19 protein-coding genes are annotated in these 21661 nt (G+C 70.8%); 18 read left to right on the top strand and 1 reads right to left on the bottom strand.

Translation table 11 applies throughout. The features are described from left to right. Nucleotides 1-31 precede the first annotated feature (31 nt). From mltG to ABIE65_RS19665, 16 genes are all read left to right on the top strand, one after another. The gene (gene mltG, locus ABIE65_RS19740) at nt 32-1024 is read left to right on the top strand and encodes an endolytic transglycosylase MltG (protein WP_354080130.1); all 993 of its coding nucleotides are present in this window, start codon (nt 32-34) and stop codon (nt 1022-1024) included. A gap of 79 nt (nt 1025-1103) precedes the next feature. Further along, nucleotides 1104-2135: an AI-2E family transporter gene (locus tag ABIE65_RS19735; protein WP_354080129.1), complete on the top strand. Its 1032-nt coding sequence runs from the start codon at nt 1104-1106 to the stop codon at nt 2133-2135. Nucleotides 2136-2143: 8 nt separating this feature from the next. Then, on the top strand, nt 2144-3610 hold the full coding sequence (locus ABIE65_RS19730) for a phospholipase D-like domain-containing protein (protein WP_354080127.1): 1467 nt from the start codon (nt 2144-2146) through the stop codon (nt 3608-3610). A gap of 30 nt (nt 3611-3640) precedes the next feature. Continuing rightward, nucleotides 3641-3922, top strand: a complete 282-nt coding sequence (locus ABIE65_RS19725) for a type II toxin-antitoxin system Phd/YefM family antitoxin (protein WP_354080125.1) — start codon at nt 3641-3643, stop codon at nt 3920-3922. Next, nucleotides 3844-4173 carry a Txe/YoeB family addiction module toxin gene (locus ABIE65_RS19720; RefSeq protein ID WP_502918555.1) on the top strand — a complete coding sequence of 110 codons (330 nt, stop codon included), beginning with the start codon at nt 3844-3846 and terminating at the stop codon, nt 4171-4173. The genes ABIE65_RS19725 and ABIE65_RS19720 overlap by 79 nt, the downstream gene beginning before the upstream one ends. Nucleotides 4174-4262: 89 nt before the next feature. Further along, nucleotides 4263-7106: an isoleucine--tRNA ligase gene (gene ileS, locus ABIE65_RS19715; RefSeq protein ID WP_354080122.1), complete on the top strand. Its 2844-nt coding sequence runs from the start codon at nt 4263-4265 to the stop codon at nt 7104-7106. Nucleotide 7107: 1 nt separating this feature from the next. After that, a complete protein-coding gene (gene lspA, locus ABIE65_RS19710; RefSeq protein WP_354080121.1) occupies nt 7108-7572 on the top strand; it encodes a signal peptidase II in 465 nt (154 codons plus the stop codon). Between the two features lie 26 nt (nt 7573-7598). Continuing rightward, nucleotides 7599-8174: a DUF3035 domain-containing protein gene (locus tag ABIE65_RS19705; protein WP_354080119.1), complete on the top strand. Its 576-nt coding sequence runs from the start codon at nt 7599-7601 to the stop codon at nt 8172-8174. Nucleotides 8175-8197: 23 nt separating this feature from the next. Continuing rightward, nucleotides 8198-9661, top strand: a complete 1464-nt coding sequence (locus ABIE65_RS19700) for a M16 family metallopeptidase (protein WP_354080118.1) — start codon at nt 8198-8200, stop codon at nt 9659-9661. Beyond that, a complete protein-coding gene (locus tag ABIE65_RS19695) occupies nt 9658-11019 on the top strand; it encodes a M16 family metallopeptidase (RefSeq protein WP_354080117.1) in 1362 nt (453 codons plus the stop codon). Before ABIE65_RS19700 ends, ABIE65_RS19695 begins: the two co-directional genes overlap by 4 nt. Nucleotides 11020-11149: 130 nt before the next feature. Then, nucleotides 11150-12472 carry a phosphoglucose isomerase-related protein gene (locus ABIE65_RS19690; RefSeq protein ID WP_354080115.1) on the top strand — a complete coding sequence of 441 codons (1323 nt, stop codon included), beginning with the start codon at nt 11150-11152 and terminating at the stop codon, nt 12470-12472. Nucleotides 12473-12666: 194 nt separating this feature from the next. Continuing rightward, complete coding sequence (gene mutL, locus ABIE65_RS19685; protein ID WP_354080114.1) at nt 12667-14499, top strand: DNA mismatch repair endonuclease MutL; 1833 nt, start codon at nt 12667-12669, stop codon at nt 14497-14499. Next, nucleotides 14496-15122, top strand: coding sequence for a class I SAM-dependent methyltransferase (locus tag ABIE65_RS19680; RefSeq protein WP_354080113.1), 627 nt, complete (start codon nt 14496-14498; stop codon nt 15120-15122). Before mutL ends, ABIE65_RS19680 begins: the two co-directional genes overlap by 4 nt. A gap of 353 nt (nt 15123-15475) precedes the next feature. Then, nucleotides 15476-16003: a methanogen output domain 1-containing protein gene (locus tag ABIE65_RS19675; protein WP_354080111.1), complete on the top strand. Its 528-nt coding sequence runs from the start codon at nt 15476-15478 to the stop codon at nt 16001-16003. Beyond that, nucleotides 16003-17034, top strand: coding sequence for a sensor histidine kinase (locus ABIE65_RS19670; protein ID WP_354080110.1), 1032 nt, complete (start codon nt 16003-16005; stop codon nt 17032-17034). The genes ABIE65_RS19675 and ABIE65_RS19670 overlap by 1 nt, the downstream gene beginning before the upstream one ends. Further along, nucleotides 17031-17510 (top strand): response regulator, encoded by a 480-nt coding sequence (locus ABIE65_RS19665; protein ID WP_354080109.1) that lies wholly within the window; start codon nt 17031-17033, stop codon nt 17508-17510. Before ABIE65_RS19670 ends, ABIE65_RS19665 begins: the two co-directional genes overlap by 4 nt. 32 nt (nt 17511-17542) lie before the next feature. On the opposite strand, the gene ABIE65_RS19660 is transcribed toward ABIE65_RS19665, so the two are convergent. Next, nucleotides 17543-18829: a PepSY-associated TM helix domain-containing protein gene (locus ABIE65_RS19660; protein WP_354080108.1), complete on the bottom strand. Its 1287-nt coding sequence runs from the start codon at nt 18827-18829 to the stop codon at nt 17543-17545. Between the two features lie 215 nt (nt 18830-19044). Here ABIE65_RS19660 and ABIE65_RS19655 point away from each other — a divergent pair, with 215 nt between their 5' ends. After that, nucleotides 19045-20970: a flavin-containing monooxygenase gene (locus ABIE65_RS19655; protein WP_354080107.1), complete on the top strand. Its 1926-nt coding sequence runs from the start codon at nt 19045-19047 to the stop codon at nt 20968-20970. A 318-nt stretch (nt 20971-21288) separates the two neighbouring features. After that, nucleotides 21289-21552 (top strand): DksA/TraR family C4-type zinc finger protein, encoded by a 264-nt coding sequence (locus tag ABIE65_RS19650; protein ID WP_354080105.1) that lies wholly within the window; start codon nt 21289-21291, stop codon nt 21550-21552. Nucleotides 21553-21661: the final 109 nt, after the last annotated feature.

The raw sequence follows: 21661 nt of genomic DNA, 5'->3' as shown, positions 1-21661 counted from the left end.
TCGCGACCGCCGTCGTCGCGATATCCGGGCCGTGAAACGGCTTCTCCTCGTCCTCTTCGTGCTCCTGGCCGGCGCCGGCGTCGGTGCCGGCATCTGGGGCTGGCGCGAATACACCGCTCCGGGTCCCCTGCCGACCGAGCGGCACATCGTCGTCGAGCGGGGCGAGGGGACGCGGTCGATCGCGCGCGACCTCGTCGATGCGGGCGTCATCCGCCATGACTGGACCTTCCTCGCGGCGCTGCGCCTGCGCGACGTGCACGGCCAGCTGAAGGCCGGCGAGTACGCCTTCCCCCCCGGCATCAGCCTGCGCGGCGCGATCGACAAGATGATCGCGGGCGACACGGTCGTGCGGCGCATCACGCTGGCCGAAGGGCTGACCGTGGCCGAGGTACTGCGGCGGGTCGGCGAGGCTGAAGGCCTGACCGGCGACCCGCCGGCCGTCGCCGAGGGCCGCCTCCTGCCCGACACCTATCACTATGTCTGGGGCGAGAGCCGCGCCGCCGTGGTCGAACGGATGCGCAAGGCGATGGATACGGCGCTCGCCACGGTCTGGGAGAGCCGGCCCGAGGACACGCCGCTGGCGACCCCGGACGAACTGCTCACCCTCGCTTCCATCGTCGAGAAGGAGACCGGTGTCGCGTCGGAGCGGCCGCGCGTCGCCGCCGTCTTCCTCAACCGCCTGCGCCGCGGCATGAAGCTGCAGTCGGATCCCACCGTCATCTACGCGCAGACCCGCGGCGAGCGCCCGCAGGACGGGCCGATCACCCGCAGCGACCTGCAGGCGGAAGACCCCTACAACACCTATCACGTCGCGGGCCTTCCCCCGGGGCCGATCGCCAATCCCGGACTCGCGTCGCTGCAGGCGGTGGTGGCGCCGGCCGAGACGGACGATCTCTATTTCGTCGCCGACGGCACCGGTGGGCACGCCTTCGCCCGCACCCTGGCCGAGCACAACCGCAACGTCGTGCGCTGGCGCCGGCTGCAGCGCGCCGAGCGGGAGAAGACGAAGGACGCGTCGAACTAGCGACCTTCCGCGCCGTTGGACGTTGGTCGGCACAGGGCTTCCGCCCTGCCGCCTCGTCGAACCGCCTCCGGGAGTCCGCATGTCGCGTCGCACCGTCTCGCTCGTCGTCGTGGCGTTCCTGCTCGTCCTGCTCGTCCTCATCGCCCCGGACGTGCTGCTGCTCGTGTTCGCCGGCGTGCTGTTCGGCGTCATGCTGCAGGGCGGCGGCAGCTGGATCGCCGCCAAGACCGGGATCCACTATCGGTTCGGGCTGGCGATATTCGTGGTGCTGCTGGTGGGCACCGCGGTGGTGGCGGCGACCAGTGCGGCGCCGGCGCTCATCGATCAGTTCAACGAACTCTGGCGGCAGGTGCCCGACGCGGCGGGGAAGCTCGCGGCGCGGCTGGACGACTATTCCTGGGGCAAGTCCCTCCTCGATGCGATCCGGCCGCGCGAGCTGCTCTCCGCCCGGAGCGGCGGCATGGCCGCCTCGGCCCTGTTCTCGACCTTCGGCGCGCTCGGCAGCTTCGTCCTGATCCTGTTCATCGGCATCTATCTGGCCGTCGCTCCCGGCCTCTACGCCCAGGGCGCCACGGCGCTGTTCGCGCCCTCGGTGCGGCCGCGGGCTCACAAGGCCCTGCGGCTCGGCGTGCACACGCTGCGGCACTGGATCGGCGCGCAGCTGATCTCGATGACGGTGGTCGGCGTGCTGACCGGGCTGGGGCTGTGGCTGCTCGGCATCCCGCTCGCCTTCATCCTCGGCGCGCTGGCCGCGCTGCTCGCCTTCATCCCGAACATCGGGCCGATCCTGGCCGCCGTGCCGGCCGTGCTCCTCGCCTTCGCCGACGGCCCGACGACGGTGCTCTGGGTCGTCGGCATCTATGTCGCCGTTCAGACGGTGGAGAGCTACCTGATCACCCCGGTCGTCCAGCAGGAGAGCGTGTCGCTGCCGCCGGTGCTGACGATCTCGGTGCAGCTTTTGCTCGGCTCGCTCTACGGCATCCTCGGGCTCGCACTGGCGACGCCGCTCGCCGCCCTCGGGCTCGCCCTGATCGGCAGCTTCTATGTGGGCGACTATCTGAACGACGAGCCGGTCGCGGCGCCGGCACCGAATGAGACTGGCACCGACTGAGAGACGCCATGCCTCCCGACCATCGCGACCCTTCGCAGGCCCTTCTCGTCCCGGGCGGCAACTGCTGGCGGATCGAGCGGGCCGACCGCTTCGCGCTGATCGTCGACGCCGCCGACTATTTCAAGACGGTCAAGGCGGCGATCCTCAACGCACGTCATTCGGTCATGCTGATCGGCTGGGACTTCGACACCCGGATCCGCCTGGAGCCGGGTGTCGACGACCAGACGGGGCCGGAAAAACTGGGCCGCTTCCTGAACTGGGTCGCGAAGCGGCGGCCGGAGCTGAAGATCCGGATCCTCAAATGGCGGCTCGGCACACTCCAGTCGCTCGGCCGTGGCGCCACGCCGCTGTTCATCCTGAACTGGATCACCCTGCGCCGCATCCGGCTCAAGCTGGACGGCGTGCATCCGCCGGGTGCCGCGCACCATCAGAAGCTGGTGGTGATCGACGACGCCCTCGCCTTCTGCGGCGGCATCGACATGACGACCGACCGATGGGACACCCGCGCCCACCCCGACCACGACCCTCTCCGCACCAACCCCGGCGGCCACGAGCACGCGCCCTGGCACGACGCCACCACGGCGGTCGACGGCGCCCTGGCGCGGGCGCTGGGCGACCTCGCGCGCATGCGCTGGGAGTGGGCGACGGGTGAGCGGCTGGAGCCGCCGTCGCCCGATGCCGACCCGTGGCCGGACCGGCTGGAGCCGACCCTGACCGACGTCGATGTCGGCATCGCCCGGACGCTTCCGGCGATCGACGGACGCGAGCAGGTGGCCGAGATCGAGCGGCTCTATCTCGACGCCATCGCCGCGGCGAAGCGGTCGATCTACGTCGAGAGCCAGTATTTCGCCTCGCGCATGCTGGCCGAGGCGCTGATCGCCCGGTTGAGGGAGCCGGACGGGCCGGAGATCCTGCTGGTCAATCCGGAGTCGGCCGACGGCTGGCTGGAACAGACGGCGATGGATTCGGCCCGGTCGCGCCTGCTGCACCTGATCGCGCGGAACGACCCGCACGGCCGCTTCGCCATCTTCCACCCCGTGACCGAGGGCGGCCGGCCGATCTACGTCCACGCCAAGGTGATGGTCGTCGACGACCGGCTGCTGAAGGTCGGCTCCTCAAACCTGAACAACCGGTCCCAGGGGTTCGACAGCGAGTGCGACCTGGTGGTCGAGGCGGCGCCCGGCAGCCTCGCCGAGGCCGGCCTGCGCGCCCGCATCGCCGGCGTTCGGGATGACCTGCTCGCCGAACATCTCGGCACGACGCCCGCGGCGGTCGCGGCGGCGGTGGCCGAGCATCACGGCTCGCTGCTCGGTGCCGTGGCGGCACTCAACCCGAAGACCGGCCGCCGCCTGGCCCCGCTGCGCCCGCGGCCGCTGACCGCGGTCGAGGAGGCGGTCGCCGAGACAGACCTCGTCGACCCCGAGCCGCCGAAAGGCCCCTGGCGCCGCTTCCGCCGCAGGCTGCGCCGCCGCTGAATTGTTGTACCGATCACGTACGGTTCAGGCATGCGCACGACATCGTACAGCGACCTGCGCCGCAATCTCGCGGCGATGCTCGCCAGCGTGTTGGACGACCACACGCCGGTGATCATCACCCGCGACCGCGGCAATCCGGCGGCGGTTCTGATCTCGCTCGGGATTTCGCCTCCTAGGAGGAGACGCTGCATCTCCTGCGCAGTCCGCGCAATGCCGACCGCCCGCTCGAAGCGGTGGAAGCGCTGGAGGGCGGCGGCGGGACCGAGCGCGAGATCGACCCGTGCGGGCCGATCCCTGAGGGCCGGTCGTTGAAGATCGTCCTCCACGAAAAGGCGTGGGAAGACGAGCTGCACTGGCAGGCGAGCGATGCGAAGCTCCTCCTGCGGCTGAACGGCCTGATCCGCGAATGCTGCCGCACGCCGTTCGCCGGTACCGGCAAACCGGAGCCGCTGCGCGGTCCGCTCTCCGGCTGGTGGTCGCGCCGGCTGACCAAGGAGCATCGTCTGGTCTATCGGCCGAGCGAGGACGCACTGCCCATCGTGCAGTGCCGGTATCGCTACTGATCCTCTCAGTCGAAATGCCTCTCCGCCCGGATTCCTTGACGGTCCCGCGGCCCGCCCCTAGGTTCCGCGGCTTCGGAGGGTCTCCAGACATGAGTCGCGACTACAAGTCGACCGTATTCCTGCCGCGCACCGACTTTCCCATGCGCGGCAACCTGCCGGTGCGGGAGCCGGACCTGCTGGCGCGGTGGGCGCGCGACGATCTCTATCGTCTGCAGCGCGAGGCGTCGAAGGGCCGCGAGAAGTTCGTCCTGCACGACGGGCCGCCCTATGCGAATGGCCACCTGCACATCGGCCATGCCCTCAACAAGATCCTGAAGGACGTGATCAACCGCGCCCAGCAGATGCTGGGCAAGGACGCGAACTACGTCCCCGGCTGGGACTGCCACGGCCTGCCGATCGAGTGGAAGGTCGAGGAGGAGTATCGCGCCGCCGGCAAGAACAAGGACGAGGTGCCGATCCTGGAGTTCCGGCAGGAGTGCCGCGACTTCGCCGCCAAGTGGATCGCCATCCAGTCGGAGGAGTTCCAGCGCCTGGGCGTGATCGGCGACTGGAAGGACCCCTACAAGACCATGGCGCTGAAGGCCGAGGCGCAGATCGCGCGCGAGATCGGCAAGTTCGCCATGAACGGCAGCCTGTATCGCGGCGCCCGGCCCGTGCTGTGGTCGGTGGTCGAGAAGACGGCACTCGCCGACGCCGAGGTGGAGTATCACGACCACACCTCGCACACGATCCACGTCGCATTTCCGGTCGTCTCCGGCAAGGGCGTGCCCGAGGGCGCGTCGGTCGTCATCTGGACGACGACGCCCTGGACCATCCCCGGCAACCGCGCCATCGCGGTGGCGGCCGAGGAGCCGTACGTCGCGCTGCGCGTGACCGAGGCGGGCGAGGGGTCGATGGTGGCCGTCGGCGCCGTCTATCTGGTCGCCGAACCGCTGATCGAGAATTTCTGCCGCGACGCGAAGATCGCCGCCCACGAGGTGGTCGCGACTTTCCGCGGTGAGGACTTGGTGGGCACGGTCTGCCGGCATCCGCTGCACGGCCAGGGCTACGATTTCGAGGTTCGCGTCTTCGCCGGCGAGTTCGTGACGATGGACGCGGGCACGGGCTTCGTGCACATCGCACCGGGCCACGGCGCCGACGACTTCGTGCTGGGCAAGGCGAACGGTGTCGAGGTGCCGGAGACGGTCGGGCCGGACGGCGCCTATTTCCGCCACGTGCCGCTGTTCGCCGGAAAGCGGGTCTATTCCGACCAGGGCAAGGAAGGCGACGCCAACAAGGCCGTCATCGCCGCGCTGCGCGATGCCGGGCGGCTGCTGTCGGCCGGCCGCATCCGCCATTCCTACCCGCATTCCTGGCGCTCGAAGGCGCCGCTGATCTTCCGCAACACGGCCCAGTGGTTCATCTCGATGGACGACACGGGGCTGCGCGACAAGGCGCTCGCCGCCATCGACGCGACGCGCTTCGTGCCGCAGGCGGGGCGCAACCGGCTCTATTCGATGATCGAGGGCCGGCCCGACTGGTGCATCTCGCGCCAGCGGGCCTGGGGCGTGCCAATCCCGGTCTTCGTGCATCGTGAGACCGGCAAGATCCTGTGCGACCAGGCGGTGTTCGACCGGGTCGGGCAGGCGTTCGAGGAGGAGGGCGGCGACGCCTGGTTCTCGTCCGACCCGTCGCGCTTCCTCGGCAACGCCTACGACCCCGAGGATTACGAGCAGGTCCGCGACATCGTCGAGGTCTGGTTCGAATCCGGCTCGACCCACGCCTTCGTGCTGGAGCAGCGCCCCGACCTGCAATGGCCGGCCTCGCTCTACCTGGAAGGCTCGGACCAGCATCGCGGCTGGTTCCATTCCTCGCTGCTGGAATCCTGCGGCACGCGCGGCCGCGCGCCCTACGACGCGGTGCTGACCCACGGCTTCGTCCTCGACCAGAACGGCGAGAAGATGTCGAAGTCGAAGGGCAACGTGACGGCGCCGCAGGAGGTCGTCGGCCAGTACGGCGCCGACATCCTGCGCATCTGGGTGGTCGGCTCGGACTATTCCGAGGACCTGCGCATCGGCCCGGCGATCCTGAAGCACCAGGCCGATCTCTACCGCCGGGTGCGCAACACGCTGCGCTATCTGCTGGGCGCCCTCGACGGCTTCACGCCCGCCGAGACGCTGCCGGTCGCCCAGATGCCCGAGCTGGAGCGCTGGGCGCTGCACCGGCTGTGGGAGATGGATCGGCTCGTGCGGCGCTGCATCGCCGACTACGACTTCCATACGCTGTGGACGGCGCTGCACACCTTCTGCGCGGTCGACCTGTCGGCCTTCTATCTCGATATCCGCAAGGATTCGCTCTACTGCGACCGGCCGGACAGCGTCCGCCGGCGCGCCTGCCGCACCGTGCTCGACAGGCTGTTCGAATGCCTGACGATCTGGCTGGGACCGATCGTCTGCTTCACGGCGGAGGAGGCGTGGCTGGCGCGCACCGGCGACGCGCCCGGCAACAGCGTCCACCTTCAGACTTGCCCGGAGATCCCCGAAGCGTGGCGCGACGATGCGCTCGCCGAGCGCTGGGCCAAGGTGCGGGCGGTGCGGCGCGTCGTCACCGGCGCGCTGGAGCTGGAGCGGGCCGAGAAGCGGATGGGATCGAGCCTGCAGGGCGCGCCGCTGATCTGGGCGTCGCCCGCGCACGTCGCGGCCCTCGAGGGGCTCGACCTCGCCGAACTGGCGATCACGTCCCAGGCGGAGTTGCAGACCGGCGTGCCGCCCGAGGGCAGCTTCACCCTGCCCGACGTGCCGGGCGTCGGCGTCCAGGCGCGCCTGTCGCCGCACGCGCGCTGCGAGCGCTGCTGGCAGCACCTGCCGGACGTGGGCGCCGTGGCGGCCCATCCCGACCTGTGCGGGCGCTGCGCCGACGCGGTGATCGCGATCGACGCGGCGGCGGCGGAATAGCATGCGCCTGGGCATCGGACTCGCCGCGGCCATCCTGGTCCTCGACCAGGTCACGAAGTGGCTGGTGCTCTACTGGGTCATGGACCCGCCGCGGGTCATCCCGCTGCTGCCCTTCTTCAACCTCGTCGTCGTCTGGAACGAGGGCGTCAGTTTCGGCATGTTCGGCGGCGGTACGGTGCCGCCGGCGGTGTTCGTCGGCCTGTCGGCCGCCATCTCCGTGGCGATGCTGATCTGGCTGCGCCGCGCCGACAGCCTCTGGACGCAGCTCGCCATCGGCCTCGTCGTCGGTGGCGCGATCGGCAATGCCCTGGACCGGCTCGTCTTCGGTGCGGTTTTCGACTTTCTCGACGTGCATGTCGCCGGCTGGCACTGGCCCGCCTTCAACGTGGCGGACTCCGCCATCTGCATCGGCGTCGTGCTCCTTCTCGTGGAATCCTTGCTTCCGGAGCGCAAGGCTTCCACATAGCGCCGGAAAAGCGGGAGGTCTGAAACGTGTCTGCTCTGCGCATATCCGTTCCGGTGGCGATCGCTGCGGCCGTGCTGGTCGCGGGCTGCGGCGGCAACGTCAAGCAGCAGCTCGGCATCGCCAAGCGTGCCCCTGACGAGTTCAGCGTCGTCACGCGTGCCCCTCTCAGCATGCCGCCGGACTACGGCCTGCGCCCGCCGCGACCCGGCGAGCGCCGTCCGCAGGAACCGACGATGCGTGCCCAGGCGCGCGGCGTCCTGGTGCCGAACGCGGCGGGCGACGATCTCGCCGCCGCGGTGCCCGGCGGGACGACCGGCATGACGGCGGGCGATTCGGCACTGCTCGCGCGGGTCGGCACCGAGCCCGTGTCCGAGGACATCCGCCGGCAGATCGACAGCGAGACGGCGCGTCTCGACGCGGACGAGCGGAACCTGATCGAGCGCATGATGTTCTGGCGCGAGCAGCCGCCGCCCGGCGATGTCGTCGACCCGCTCAAGGAGACCCAGCGGCTGCAGGAAAACGCGGCGCTCGGCAAGAGCACGACCGACGGCGATACCCCGCGGATCGAACGCAAGCCCGTCGTCCGCAACAGCATCTTCTGAACCGGAGCCCCGGAGCGGCCCATATGACCTCGCCCGTGCGCCCGCGCCGCCTCGCCCTAATCGCAGCGGCCATGGCCGCGCTGGTGCTGTGCGCGGCCCCTTTTGCGCCCCGATCGGCCGACGCCGCCGTCTTCGACCCGAAGACGTTCACCCTGGATAACGGGCTTCGGGTGGTGCTGGTCGAGAACCACCGCGTGCCGGCGGTGGTCCAGATGGTCTGGTACAAGGTCGGCGCCGCCGACGAGCCGCGCGGCAAGTCCGGCATCGCGCATTTCCTCGAGCATCTGATGTTCAAGGGCACGGCGACCATGCAGCCGGGCGAGTTCTCGAAGGTCGTCGCCCGGCACGGCGGCCGCGACAACGCCTTCACCTCCCAGGACTACACCGCCTATCACCAGACCGTGGCGAAGGATTATCTCGACCTCGTCATGAAGATGGAGGCGGACCGGATGAGCAATCTGGTCCTGACCGACGCGGTGGTCGATCCCGAGCGCGACGTCATCCTGGAGGAGCGCCGCGCGCGCATCGACAACCAGCCGCCGGCCCTGCTCGGCGAGGCGATGGACAGCGCGCTCTACCGCAACCATCCCTACCGGATCCCGGTGATCGGTTGGGCCTCCGAGATGGCCGGGCTGACGACCGCCGACGCGCTCAGCTTCTACAAGCGGCACTACGCGCCGAACAACGCGATCCTGGTGGTCGCCGGCGACGTCTCGCTGGAAGAGCTGAAGCGCCTCGCCCAGGAGCATTACGGCGACATCCCGCGCGGGCCGGACATCGAGCGCGAGCGGGTGACAGAGCCGCCGCAGCTGGCGGCGCGCCGGGTGACGCTGGAGAGTCCGCAGGTCCGCGAGCCGACGCTGCGCCGGAACTATTACGCGCCGAGCGCGACGGCGGGCGCCACCCAGCACGCCTATGCGCTGGAGGTGCTGAGCGAGATCCTCGGCGGCCCGACCGGCCGGCTCTACCGCGACCTGGTGATCGAGCGCGGGCTCGCCGCGGCGGCGGGTGCCTGGTATTCGCCGGACTCGCTCGACATGACGAAGTTCGGCTTCTACGCGGTGCCGCGCCAGGGGAAGAGCGTCGAGGCCGTCGAGGCGGCGCTGGACGAGGCAATCGCGAAGCTGCTGCGCGAGGGGGTCACGGTCGACGAGGTCGCCGACGCGACGAAGCGGCTGAAGGCTTCCGCCGTCTTCGCCCGCGACGACCTGGAGACGGCGGCACGGGTGCTCGGTGCCGCACTCGCAACGGGCCGGTCGATCGACGATGTCGAGCAGTGGCCGGCGCGGATCGGCGCGGTGACGGCGGAGCAGGTGAACATCGCGGCCCGCGCCGTGCTCAAGCCGGAAGGCTCCGTCACCGGCATCCTGCTGCCCAAGCCCGCCGAGGCCGCCTCCGCGGCACCCGCCCAGGCTCCGACGCCGACACCCGCGGACGCCCCTGCCGGAGCGCCGCAGCCCTCCCAGCCGGCGAGGAACCCGTCGTGAGCGGAGCGACCATGCGAAACGCCGCCTGCCGCCTCGTCCTCTTCATCGTCCTGCTGGTTGCGCCACACATTCCTCCCGCCCTCGCGGCGGAGGTGCAGCGCGTCGTCAGCCCGGGCGGCATCGAGGCGTGGCTCATCGAGGACCACATGGTGCCGGTCCTGTCGCTGCGGATGGCCTTCCGCGGCGGCGCCGCGCTGGATCCCGAGGGGAAGGCCGGCACCGCCAACATGGCGGCCTCCCTGCTCGACGAGGGGGCCGGCGATCTCGACAGCGAGGCCTTTCAGAAACGCCTCGCCGACCTGTCGATCTCGCTCGGCTTCAGTGCCGGGCGCGACAGCGTCGAGGGCAGCCTCGGCACGCTGACCGAGAATCGCGACGAGGCCTTCCGCCTGCTGTCGCTGGCGCTGACCGAGGCGCGCTTCGATCCCGAGCCGGTGCAGCGGGTGCGCGACCAGATCGCCAGCAGCCTCGCGCGGCGTGCCGTGGATCCCGGCTGGATCGCGTCGCGCACCTTCATGGAGCTGGTCTTCGCGGGGCATCCCTATGCGTCGCCGGTGGACGGCACCCTGGAGACGCTGCCGCGCATCGCGGTCGAGGACCTGCGGGCCTTCGTGAAGACGCGGCTCGCCCGCGACAATCTCATCGTCGGCGTCGCCGGCGACATCACGGCGGCCGAACTGGGACCGTTGCTCGACAAGGCGTTCGCCGGCCTGCCGAAGACGGCGGGTGCGGTCGACGTGCCGGCGGCGACGCTGCGCAACGGCGGTGAGACCGTGGTGATCGAGCGTCCGGTGCCGCAGAGCGTCGCCCTGTTCGGCGAGAGCGGCATCCCGCGGAAGGATCCCGACTGGTATGCCGGACAGGTGGTCAACTACGTCCTCGGCGGCGGTGGCTTCAACTCCCGCCTGATGGAGGAGATCCGCGAGAAGCGCGGCCTCGCCTACGGCGTTTCCACCGGCATCAGCCCCTACGACGAGGCAAGCGTCCTGATCGGCCAGGTGGCGACCCAGAACGCCCGCGTCGCCGAGTCCCTCGACCTCGTCCGCCAGGAATGGAAGCGGATGGCCGAGGAGGGGCCGACCCAGGAGGAACTCGACAACGCGAAGACCTACCTGATCGGCTCCTTCCCGATCGGCTTGGACAGCACGGGGAGCATCGCCGCCACCCTGGTCGCGATGCAACGCTACGACCTGGGCATCGACCATCTCGACCGGCGCAGCGCGCTGATCGAGGCGGTGACGCTGGAGGATGCCCGCCGGGTGGCCAAGCGCCTCCTCGACCCCGCCGCCCTCACCTTCGTCGTCGTCGGCCAGCCCGAAGGCGTGAAGCCGACGCGGCAGCCGCCGGACAAGAGCTGAAGCCCGCGGGGCGATAGACGAACGCGGGAGAACACTCCTGCGCGCGGTGCGTTCCCATTGATCCGCCGCGGCGCGGGTGCGAGGCTTTCGCCGGGTTGCGGCACGAGGGTTCAGCAGGGAGCGACAGAAGATGCCCGAAGGGTATCCGTATCAGCAGATCATCGGCAGCTGTCTGGCCGACGGCATCGGCGAGCACGGCCTGAGCCGCGCCGCCTACGAGGCGGCGCTGGCCGAGACGGCGGGGGCGCTGCAGGGGCTGCGCGCCCGGCACGACGACGGCGGCCTGCCGCTGCTCCGCCTGCCGGAGACGCGCGACGACCTGCCGGGCATCGAGGCGCGCGCCGAATATCACCGCGAGCGCGCCGACGACGTCGTCATCCTCGGCACCGGCGGCTCGAGCCTGGGCGGGCAGGCGCTCTACGCGCTGACCGACGCCGGCTTCGGGCCCAGCGGCCACGCGCCGCGCCTGCACTTTCTCGACAATGTCGACCCGCACACCTTCGACCACCTGTTCCGGGCGGTCGACCTCGCCAAGACCGACTTCATCGCGATCTCCAAGTCGGGCTCGACCGCCGAGACGATGACGCAGTTCCTGATCTGCCTCGCGGCGGTGGTGGAGACGGTGGGGCGGGAGCGCGCGGCCGACCATTTCACGGTGATCACCGAGCCGAAGGACAGCGTCCTGCGCCGCATCGCCGAGGAATGGGGGATGCTGGTGCTCGACCACGATCCGGGCATCGGCGGGCGCTATGCGGCGCTGTCGCTGGTCGGCCTGCTGCCCGCGGCGATCGCCGGGCTCGACGTGGCCCACATCCGCGACGGCGCGCACCAGGTGCTGCACCAGACCCTGTCGGCGCGGCGGCCGGAGGCGTCGGATCCGGCGGTGGGTGCCGCGGTCGGCATCGGCCTGTGGCGGGAGAAGGGCATCGGCACCAGCGTGCTCATGCCCTATTCCGATCGGCTCGGCTGGTTCGGCATGTGGTACCGCCAGCTCTGGGCGGAGAGCCTGGGCAAGGACGGCAAGGGTACGCTGCCGGTCCGCGCGCTCGGCACCACCGATCAGCACAGCCAGGTCCAGCTCTATCTCGCCGGGCCGCGCGACAAGATGTTCACGGTGGTCCTGACCGACTGCGCCGGCCGCGGCCGGATGGTGCCGCCGGAACTGGCGAGCGATCCGTCGCTGGCCTATCTCGCCGGGCGGCAGATGGGCGACCTGTTCGACGCCGAGGGCCGGGCGACCGCCGAGACCCTGGTGCGCCACGGCCGGCCGACGCGCCTGATCCATGTCGACCGGGTCGACGAGGCGGTGATGGGCGGCCTGATGATGCACTGGTTCCTGGAGACCATCATCGCCGCCCACCTGCTGAAGGTCGACCCGTTCGATCAGCCGGCGGTCGAGGAGGGCAAGATCCTGACCCGCGAGCATCTGGGGAAGATGCCGCGGCGGGCGTAGGACGGGCGCAGTGTCCCACCGGTCGCCCTTCGAGACGCTGCGCTCCGCGCCGCTCCTCGGGACGAGGGTGCTCTGGAACTGTGCTAGGATTGCGTAGCCCCTCGTGCTGGGGAGGCCGCGGAAGCGGCCGTCTCTAAGCATGAGGGGCGGGCCATGAGCCCCGCCACCCGAACGCAGCCGGAACCCGCATTTCCATGACCATCCGCCGCCTCCCGCAGACGCTGGTCAACCGCATCGCCGCCGGCGAGGTGGTCGAGCGGCCGGCGTCGGTGGTGAAGGAACTGGTCGAGAACGCCCTCGACGCCGGCGCCCGGCGGATCGACGTCACCCTGCGCGACGGCGGCCGCGCGCTGATCGCGGTGGTCGACGACGGCCGCGGCATGTCGCCGGCGGAACTCGAACTGGCGGTCGAGCGCCACGCCACCTCCAAGCTGCCCGACGACGATCTGGTGCGCATCCGTTTCCTGGGCTTCCGCGGCGAGGCGCTGCCGTCGATCGGCGCCGTCGCCCGCCTGTCGCTGACCAGCAGGCCGCCGGGCGCCGATTCGGCCTGGACGCTGCTGGTCGAGGGCGGCGAGGTGCACGCGCCGGCCCCGGCCGCCGCGGCGCAGGGGACGCGGGTCGAGGTGCGCGACCTGTTCTACGCCACGCCGGCGCGGCTGAAGTTCCTGAAGTCGCCGCGCGCCGAGTTCGCCCAGGCGGTCGACACGATGAAGCGCCTGGCTATGGCGCATCCGCACGTCGCCTTCGGCCTCGCCGACGACGGGCGCAGCGCCTTCCGCGTCGGCCCGGCGCAGGGCGAGCTGTTCGCCGCCCGGCTCGACCGGCTCGGCGCCGTGCTTGGGCGCGACTTCGCGGACAATGCGGTCGCCGTCGAGGCCGAGCGCGAGGGGTTCCGCCTGACCGGCCATGCCGGCCTGCCGACCTACAATCGCGGCACGGCGCAGCAGCAGTTCCTGTTCGTCAACGGCCGGCCGGTGCGCGACCGCCTGCTGCAGGGTGCCGTGCGCGCCGCCTACGACGATTTCCTGTCGCGCGACCGGCACGCCGTGGCCGCCCTGTTCCTGGATGCGCCGCCCGACTTGGTCGACGTGAACGTCCACCCCGCCAAGGCCGAGGTGCGCTTCCGCGACGCGGCGCTGGTCCGCGGCCTGATTGTCTCGGCCCTTCGCCACGCGCTCGCCGGCGCCGGCCACCGCGCCGCGACGACGAACGCGGCGGTGGCGCTGGGTTACGCCCAGGGCGGGAGCGGTGGGGGCGGCGGTGGGGCGATGCGGCCGAGCTGGACGCCCGCCCCCGACTATCGCCGCGAGGCGGTCCTGTCCGAGGCGGCGACACCCTATCACGCGCCGATCCCCGGCCTCGCCGCGCTCTCGGCGCCGCCGGGTGCAGCGTCGGGCTCGCCGACCGCGCCGTCCGCCGCGAACCTCGGGGCGGAGGAGGGGACGCATCCGCTGGGTGCCGCGCGCGCCCAGCTGCACGAGAACTACATCGTCGCCCAGACCCGCGACGGCGTCGTCATCGTCGACCAGCATGCGGCGCACGAGCGGCTGGTCTACGAGCGCATGAAGGCGGCGCTGGCCAACGGTGGCGTGGCGCGCCAGGCGCTGCTGCTGCCCGAGGTGGTCGAACTGGACGAGGTTGCCGCCGAACGGCTGGGCGAGGCGGCCGAGGCGCTGGCCGAGGCGGGACTGGTGCTGGAGCCGTTCGGCCGCGGTGCGGTGGTGGTGCGCGAGGTGCCGGCGCTGCTCGGCCATGCCGACGTCGGCGGCATCGTCCGCGACCTCGCCGACGAACTCGCCGACCAGGGGACGACCGACGGCCTGCGCGACCGGCTCGACGCCCTGCTCGCCACCATGGCCTGCCACGGCAGCGTCAGGTCGGGCCGCCGGCTCGGCGAGGCCGAGATGAACGCCCTGCTGCGCGAAATGGAGGTCACCCCGCACTCCGGCCAATGCAACCACGGCCGCCCCACCTGGGTGGAGCTGAAGCTGGCGGACATCGAACGGCTGTTCGGACGGCGGTGAAGGCTCCAGCCCGATGTAACGACATCCTCGCGGGATATGCCGCTGCCGCGACGCCGGAGTTGATCGCGCGATACGAGGCGGTCGACTGCCGGACGCTCTATGCGGCGGTGCTCGACCTCCTGCCCGAGATGCCGGTTCGCGTCGCCGACATCGGCGCCGGGACGGGGAGGGATGCGGCCTGGTTCGCACGGCAAGGGCATCAGGTGCTGGCCGTCGAGCCCGTCAGGGAACTGCGCGAAGCGGGGATGGCGCTGCACCGCGCGAGCGATGTCGCATGGCTGGACGACGCGCTTCCGGCGCTCGAGAGGACGCAGCGTCGCGGCCCCTTCGGCTTGGTGACGCTGTGCGGCGTGTGGCAGCACATCGACGACGCGGCGCGCGGCGTCGCCACGACCGCTCTCGGACGGATGGTGGCGGACGGTGGTCTCCTGGTTCTGTCGCTGCGCCACGGACCGGGAGCGCCCGGGCGCCCCGTCTTCCCCATATCGCCGCGCTACACCGTCGAGGCCGCCGTCCGATCCGGCTTTGCGCCGCTGCGTGAGGTGGAGGTCGGATCGCTCCAGCCGGGCAACCGAGCGGCGGAGGTGCGCTGGACTTGGCTCGCGTTGAGGAAGGCGGCGTGAACCGCGACGAACGGCTGCCGCCTCCACCAACCAGACCGCCGGCAGCCTCCACGGCACCTTCCCGGCCGAGCGCGCAGCGCGATGCGCCGGGACCCGGTACCGGCGCCGTTGCATCGCGAACGCCTGCACCCGGCGGCGCGCTCGCCCTGGGTCCCGGCGTTCCGGTTCGCTCCAGCCGGGAAGGTGGGGAGACGGTTGCGAAGTCGCTGCATCCGTCCACGCTCCCTTGCCGGGACCTTTCCGGCGGCCGGCACGTTGATGTCCTCCGCGAGAGTTGCCGCATCCGACGAATTTCTGGCAATGTGAATCCGGATCGCCGCGCGCCGGCGCAGCGGGCGACCGGGGGAGAGACGATGGACGACCGATCGGCCATTCGCGATGCCGCCGTGCCGCTGGAGCGCGACGTCTTCCTGCGCACGCTGCTGCGTGAACTGGCGGGAACGCTGCAGGACGTCGTCGGCATGGACGAGGCGGCCGGCTATATCAGCGTCGTCGGCGGCGCCATCGGCGAGCGGATCGATGCCGACTATCGGCGCGCCATCGCCGTCGACCGGCTCGACCGGGATCAGGTCGCGGCCGTGCTCGTCGACCTCAAGCGGCGCATCCAGGGCGACTTCTACGTCATCGCGGAGGACGAGGACCGGATCGTCCTCGGCAACCGGGCCTGCCCGTTCGGCGAGCTCGTCGCCGGCCGGCCGTCGCTCTGCATGATGACCTCGAACGTGTTCGGTTCGATCGCCGCGCAGAATCTCGGCTATGCACGGGTCGACATCGAGGAATCCATCGCCCGCGGCGACGCGGGCTGCCGCGTCGTGGTGTACCTTCGGCCCAGCGCTTCGCCCGAGCCGGACGCACGCGAGTATTTCAGGCGGGCGCGCTGATGCCACCCGGCGAGATCGAGGCGTTTCTCGACTTTCTCCAGGAGCCGACGTTCATCCTGACGGGAGCGGGCGAGGTGGTCGCCGCGAATCATGCGGCGCGCCGGATCGCCGGGGGTGACGCCGTCGGACGGCAGCTGACGGATCTCGCGGCGTCCCCGGGCGAGGAGGTGCGCACCTATCTCGGGCGCTGCTCGGGCAGCGCGCAGCCGTCGGTCGGCGCGCTCGTGCTGCGCGACGCCCAGGGCGGCACGCCGCGATACCGGGTGTACGGGGCGCGGCTGCGCGGCGACGCGCTTCGCCTCGCCATCCGCTGCGTTCCGGCCGAGAGCGGCGAGTTCTCGATCCTCGCCCGCAAGGTGCAGGAGCTGAACGCCGAGATCCATGCGCGCCGGCGAACCCAGGCCGGTCTCGAGGAGGCGCTGCGGCGCAACGAGACGCTGCTTCGCGAACTGCATCACCGCGTCAAGAACAACATCCAGCTGATACTGGGCCTCTTCTCCGCCGCCGAGCGCGAAACGAACTCGCAGGAGGTGAAGACCTTTCTGTCGGATGCGAAGCGGCGCCTGATCGCGATCGGCACCGCCCAGAACCTGATGTACCAATCGCAGCAGATGCGCACGCTCAGCCTGGGCCCACTGCTGCGCGCTTTGTGCGAGGCGATCGGGGTCGCCTTCCGCACCGCCGGGCGGATCGAGGTTCGTACGGTCGACGCCGACGTGTCGAACGAAACCGCCTTCCCGCTGGCACTGATCGTGAACGAACTCGTCACGAACGCCTTCAAGCACGGCTGTCCGTCGGCCGAGTCTGTCGTCGAAATCGTGATGGACCGTGACGGCGCCGACTTCGTTCTGAGCGTTCGGGACGGTGGGCCGGGCATAGCGGCCGACGCGCCGGGCCGCCGGTCGTCGGGCCTGGGTCTCGTCCAGGGTCTCTGCCGCCAGATCGGCGGATCCTTCACCGTCGAGAATGCCGGCGGCGCCCGCTGCATCGTGCGCTTTCCGGCCCGGACCATCGAGGAGGTCGGCGCATGACGATGCCGACGCTGATACCGCATTCCGGCGCGAACGGCTCCATGAACGGCGCCGTCGTCTCCGCCGAGGACGGCTCTGGCCAGGACGCGGCGCTCGAATCGATCCGGATCCTGATCGTCGAGGACGACTGGTTCGTCTCCATGGAGATGGAGCACGTCGTCGAGACGGAGGGCTACGACGTCGTCGGCGTGGCGACCTCCGCCGAGGAAGCCGTGTCGCTCGCGGGGCAGCGGCAGCCGGACCTCATCCTCATGGACATCAGGCTGCGCGGCGGCAGCGACGGTGTCGAGGCGGCGATCGAGATCAACCGACGCCACGGCATCCGTTGCCTGTTCTGTTCGGCCCACACCGATCCCGGCACGCTCGAACGCGCCCAGGCGGCGACGCCGGCCGGGTGGCTGGCCAAGCCGTTCTCGGGCCCGCAACTCCTCGAAGCCATCGCGGTGGCTCTGGACGGCCTCGGCCTGCTCGACTGAGCGTCGGTCCCGCCGCCGTCCGTCGCCGGCCCTCATTCGGCGGGTGATCGACCCGAAGCGAGCGCGCTGCCCGATCCCGTCCGGTGGGCCGCCCACTTCGACCGCCGCCGGGCCGCGGTGCCGCGGGCGCTGCGCTTGCGGTACCAGATCACGGCGCCGGTGACCGACAGCGCCGCGATCACGATCCCCATCACCGATACGATGATGCGTCCGGGCACCCCCAGGATCCGCCCCGAGTGCAGCGGGAACTGCAGCTGCACGAAGGTGTCGGCGGCCGTCCCGGTGCCCGGCACATAGTCGCCGACGACCGCGCCCGTCATGTCGTCGATATACAGGCGCGGCGGCCCCAGCCCCGGTCCGTGGTCGCCGCCGGCTTCGTAGAAGCGCGGATTGTAGAGGCCGTAGGCGGTCGAATAGGAGATGGCGCCCAGCGGCGCCTCCCAGCCGCGCCGCTGGCCCTCGGCGCGGGCGAGTGCGGCGACCGCCGCCATGTCGAGCGCGCCGTCGCCGCCCTTCCGCGGCGTCCGGCTGTCATAGGCCGACGGCGTCGTCTCCGCGAAGCTGGTCAGCAGCGGATAGAAGATCTCCCGATGCAGGTTCAGCGTGAACGAGGTGAAGGCCAGGATGAACAGCAGCCCCCACGTCCACAGGCTGAAGGCGCGGTGGATGTCGAAGTTGAGGCGATAGGCGCTGGCGCCGGCCTTGATCTTCCAGGCGGGCGCCCAGCGCCGCCACCGGACGCCGAGGCTCCGGCCGCGACTCTGCCGCGGCTTCGGCGGCAGCGTCAGGTAGAAGCCCACGAAACAGTCGAGCGCCCAGAGGATGGCGATGCCGCCCATCAGCCAGTCGCCCCAATGGTCGATGCCCCCCATCTCCGGGATGTGCAGGCTGTAGTGCAGCTTGTAGAGGAACGGGACCACCGTCTCGCGCGTCACCGGCCAGATGCGCCCCCACTCGCGCCGTCCGATCTCCTCGCCGGTCGCCGGATCGAGGAACAGCTGGTTCCAGCCGAGCTCGTACCGCCGGCCGGTCGCCGGGTCGACCTTCGGGGTCACGAAGACCGGCTGCGCCTGCCCCGGCGGGACGTGCATCGGCAGGTAGGTCACCCGCACCTGCTTGTGTGCCGCCTCGACCCGGCGCGCCAACTCCTCCGGCGGGATCGCCGGGCCGGTGCCCGACGCCCGGAACAGATGCGGGTTCAGCAGGCGGTCGAGCTCGCCGTCCCATGCGATGATCGTGCCGGTCACGGCCGCCACGAACAGGAAGGCCGCGATGAACAGGCCGACCCAGCGGTGCAGCAGCGTGGACAGGGCGCGCATTTCGGTCTCCGCGGCCCGGCGTCGTCAGAAGGCGACCCCGGCGGTGAGAAGGAACATGCGTCCCGGCTGGTACAGCGGCGTCACGGTACCGAATTCCTGCCCGTATGTCGCGCGGTCCGAGGGGTCGAAAAAAGCCCATTTCCGCGCCCGTCTTGCCTACGGGCCGCGCCGCCCGCAATCTCTTCGGTGGAAACGCTCACAAGCAAGAAGCCCGCATGACATCCTCCACCGCTTCGGCCTCCCCTTCGGCCACCCATCCCGCCATCCGTACCGACCCGGCCACCGGCCGCAAGCTCTTCGCCACGCGTGCCGCCAAGGCCACCGAACGCATCGCCGGCAAGGGCTATTCGGCCGTGTCCGACGAGGCGCTGAAGACGCTGCCGCCGCCGCCGCCGGGGGCGAAGTTCGATGCCGAGGAGCAGGCGCGCTACCGCGAATTCAAGGAATCGCGGCGGGGTGCCGCCGACTACATGGCGATGGAGGGCGAGTTCGCCCGCTATCTCGACGACGTCTATTCCGCGCCGCCGGTGGAGCGCGAGGCACTGTCGGACGACTGCGAGGTGCTGGTCATCGGCGCCGGCTTCGGCGCGCTGCTGCTCTGGTACAAGCTGCGCGCCGCCGGCTTCACCGACGTGCGCTTCTGCGAGAAGGGCGGCGACGTCGGCGGCACCTGGTACTGGAACCGCTATCCCGGCATCGCCTGCGACGTCGAGGCCTACTCCTACCTGCCGCTGCTGGAGGAGATGGGCTACTTCCCGTCGATGAAGTTCGCCTCGGGCTTCGAGATCCTGGAATACTGCCAGGCGATGGCCGAGCGCTACGGCTTCTACGACCGCTGCCTGTTCCACACCACGGTCGAGCGCACCGAATGGGACGAGGGCGAGAGCCGCTGGACCGTGCACACCGACCGCGGCGACGCGATGAAGGCGCGCTTCGTCGTGCTGGCCAACGGCATCCTGACCACGCCCAAGCTGGCGCGCATCGAGGGCATGGAGAGCTTCGCCGGCCAGTCCTTCCACACCTCGCGCTGGGACTACACCGTCGACCTGGAGGGCAAGCGCGTCGGCATCATCGGCACCGGCGCCACCGCCGTGCAGGTGGTGCCCGAACTCGCCAAGATCGTGCGCGAGCTCTACGTCTTCCAGCGCACGCCCTCGACCATCGACGTGCGCGACCAGCGCGCGACGACCGAGGCCGAGATCGAGCAGTGGAAACAGGAGCCCGGCTGGGCGCTGGCGCGGCGCGAGCGGCTCGCCACCATCTCCTCGGGCCGCACCGCGCTCCAGGGCAACGACGACTTCCTCTCCGGCAAGGTCGAGGCGGTGAAGCCGAAGCGGAAATACGAGCGCGAGCTGACCCCGGAGGAGCGCATCCAGGCGCAGCTCAACACCAATTTCCGCATCATGGAGCAGATCCGCGCCCGCGTGGACGCCGTGGTGAAGGACCCGAAGACGGCCGCCGCGCTCAAGCCCTACTATCCCTACGGCTGCAAGCGGCCGACCTTCCACGACGAGTTCCTGCCGTCCTTCAACCTGCCCCACGTCACCCTGGTCGACACGGCCCCGCTCGGCGTGAAGAAGATCACGCCGGCCGGCGTGGTGCATGACGGCGTCGAATATCCGCTCGACGTCCTGGTCTACGCCACCGGCTTCGAGTGGATGGCGACCGGCAGCTTCAACATGATCGTCGGCCGCGACGGCCGCACCCTGCGCGAGAAGTGGCGCGAGGGCGGCGTGCGCACCTTCCTCGGGCTGCACAGCCACGGCTTCCCCAACCTCTTCATCATGTCGGGGCCCCAGGGCGGCGGCGGCCAGTTCAACTTCACCCGCGGCCTGGAAGGCCACACCGACTATGTTGTGTGGATGCTGAAGACCCTGCGCGCCCAGGGTGCGGCCACCGTCGATGTGACGCGGGAGGCCGAGGAGGACTATGCCGCCCACTGCCGCGACGCCGACATCCTCACCCGGCCGCTGCGCGACTGCCTGTCCTACTACAACGGCGACGGCAACGCCGAGCCGGGCAGCCTCGCCTATTACGGCGGCCCGGCGAAATGGCACGAACGCCGCATCGCCGCGCAGTCGTCGCTGGAGCCATACGTGTTCGAGGGCGCGGCGGCGCCGGTCGCGGCGGCGGGGGAGTGACGGGCGGCCCCGTGCTTCGAGACGGCCCTGCGGGCCTCCTCGGCACGAGGCCTACTGGTAAATCGGTCCAGTAGGGAAACCTCATCCTGGGGAGGCCCGAAGGGCCGTCTCGAAGGACGAGGTTTCCCGGTCCCTCGTACAAGCACCCGTCCATCCTCTCCCCCGTCCTTGCGAGGCGCGCAGCGCCGAAGCAACCCAGGGCGAGCGCTCAGGCGGCGGCCCTGGGTTGCTTCGCCTTCGGCGCGCAATGACGGCTGGTCGACCACGCCGCCGCCCCTATCTGCTATCGTCAGCAGGACGAACCTCAGGGAGGCCACCATGGCGACCGGCTGGGCACGGGACGGTGCGGTTCAGGACCAGATCGACGACAGCATCCGCGACGCCGTCGACGGCGCCCGCGCCCGCCTGCCGCACGGCCCCGGCGCCACGCACTGCGAGGAATGCGGCGACCCCATCCCCGAACCCCGCCGCCGCGCCCTGCCGGGTGTGCGCACCTGCGTCGCCTGCCAGTCCGAGACCGACCGCCGCGTCCAGCACTCGACGATCAACCGCCGGGGGAGCAAGGACAGTCAGTTGCGGTAGGGAGGCGGGCGGTGGGGCCCGCGGCCTAGGAAGCACCCGCTTCTCCGGAATCGAAGGGGCCGAATGAACTGTGCGTCGAGCGCAAACTGCGGGAGGCTGTCCGTCCGCA

The sequence above is a fragment of the Constrictibacter sp. MBR-5 genome (genome assembly GCF_040549485.1).
Taxonomy (GTDB): domain Bacteria; phylum Pseudomonadota; class Alphaproteobacteria; order JAJUGE01; family JAJUGE01; genus Constrictibacter.
Note: the sequence above shows the minus strand (reverse complement) of the source record. Positions and strands in the feature narration are given on the sequence as shown.

Bases quoted from the DNA above. Each gene is read 5' to 3' on its own strand.
- ABIE65_RS19665 (WP_354080109.1), top strand. From the start codon at position 17,031: ATGACGATGCCGACGCTGATACCGCATTCCGGCGCGAACGGCTCCATG.
- lspA (WP_354080121.1), top strand. From the start codon at position 7,108: ATGCGCCTGGGCATCGGACTCGCCGCGGCCATCCTGGTCCTCGACCAG.
- ileS (WP_354080122.1), top strand. From the start codon at position 4,263: ATGAGTCGCGACTACAAGTCGACCGTATTCCTGCCGCGCACCGACTTT.
- mutL (WP_354080114.1), top strand. From the start codon at position 12,667: ATGACCATCCGCCGCCTCCCGCAGACGCTGGTCAACCGCATCGCCGCC.
- ABIE65_RS19650 (WP_354080105.1), top strand. From the start codon at position 21,289: ATGGCGACCGGCTGGGCACGGGACGGTGCGGTTCAGGACCAGATCGAC.
- ABIE65_RS19655 (WP_354080107.1), top strand. From the start codon at position 19,045: ATGACATCCTCCACCGCTTCGGCCTCCCCTTCGGCCACCCATCCCGCC.
- ABIE65_RS19730 (WP_354080127.1), top strand. From the start codon at position 2,144: ATGCCTCCCGACCATCGCGACCCTTCGCAGGCCCTTCTCGTCCCGGGC.
- ABIE65_RS19675 (WP_354080111.1), top strand. From the start codon at position 15,476: ATGGACGACCGATCGGCCATTCGCGATGCCGCCGTGCCGCTGGAGCGC.
- ABIE65_RS19690 (WP_354080115.1), top strand. From the start codon at position 11,150: ATGCCCGAAGGGTATCCGTATCAGCAGATCATCGGCAGCTGTCTGGCC.
- ABIE65_RS19700 (WP_354080118.1), top strand. From the start codon at position 8,198: ATGACCTCGCCCGTGCGCCCGCGCCGCCTCGCCCTAATCGCAGCGGCC.
- ABIE65_RS19670 (WP_354080110.1), top strand. From the start codon at position 16,003: ATGCCACCCGGCGAGATCGAGGCGTTTCTCGACTTTCTCCAGGAGCCG.
- ABIE65_RS19660 (WP_354080108.1), bottom strand. From the start codon at position 18,829: ATGCGCGCCCTGTCCACGCTGCTGCACCGCTGGGTCGGCCTGTTCATC.
- ABIE65_RS19725 (WP_354080125.1), top strand. From the start codon at position 3,641: ATGCGCACGACATCGTACAGCGACCTGCGCCGCAATCTCGCGGCGATG.
- ABIE65_RS19735 (WP_354080129.1), top strand. From the start codon at position 1,104: ATGTCGCGTCGCACCGTCTCGCTCGTCGTCGTGGCGTTCCTGCTCGTC.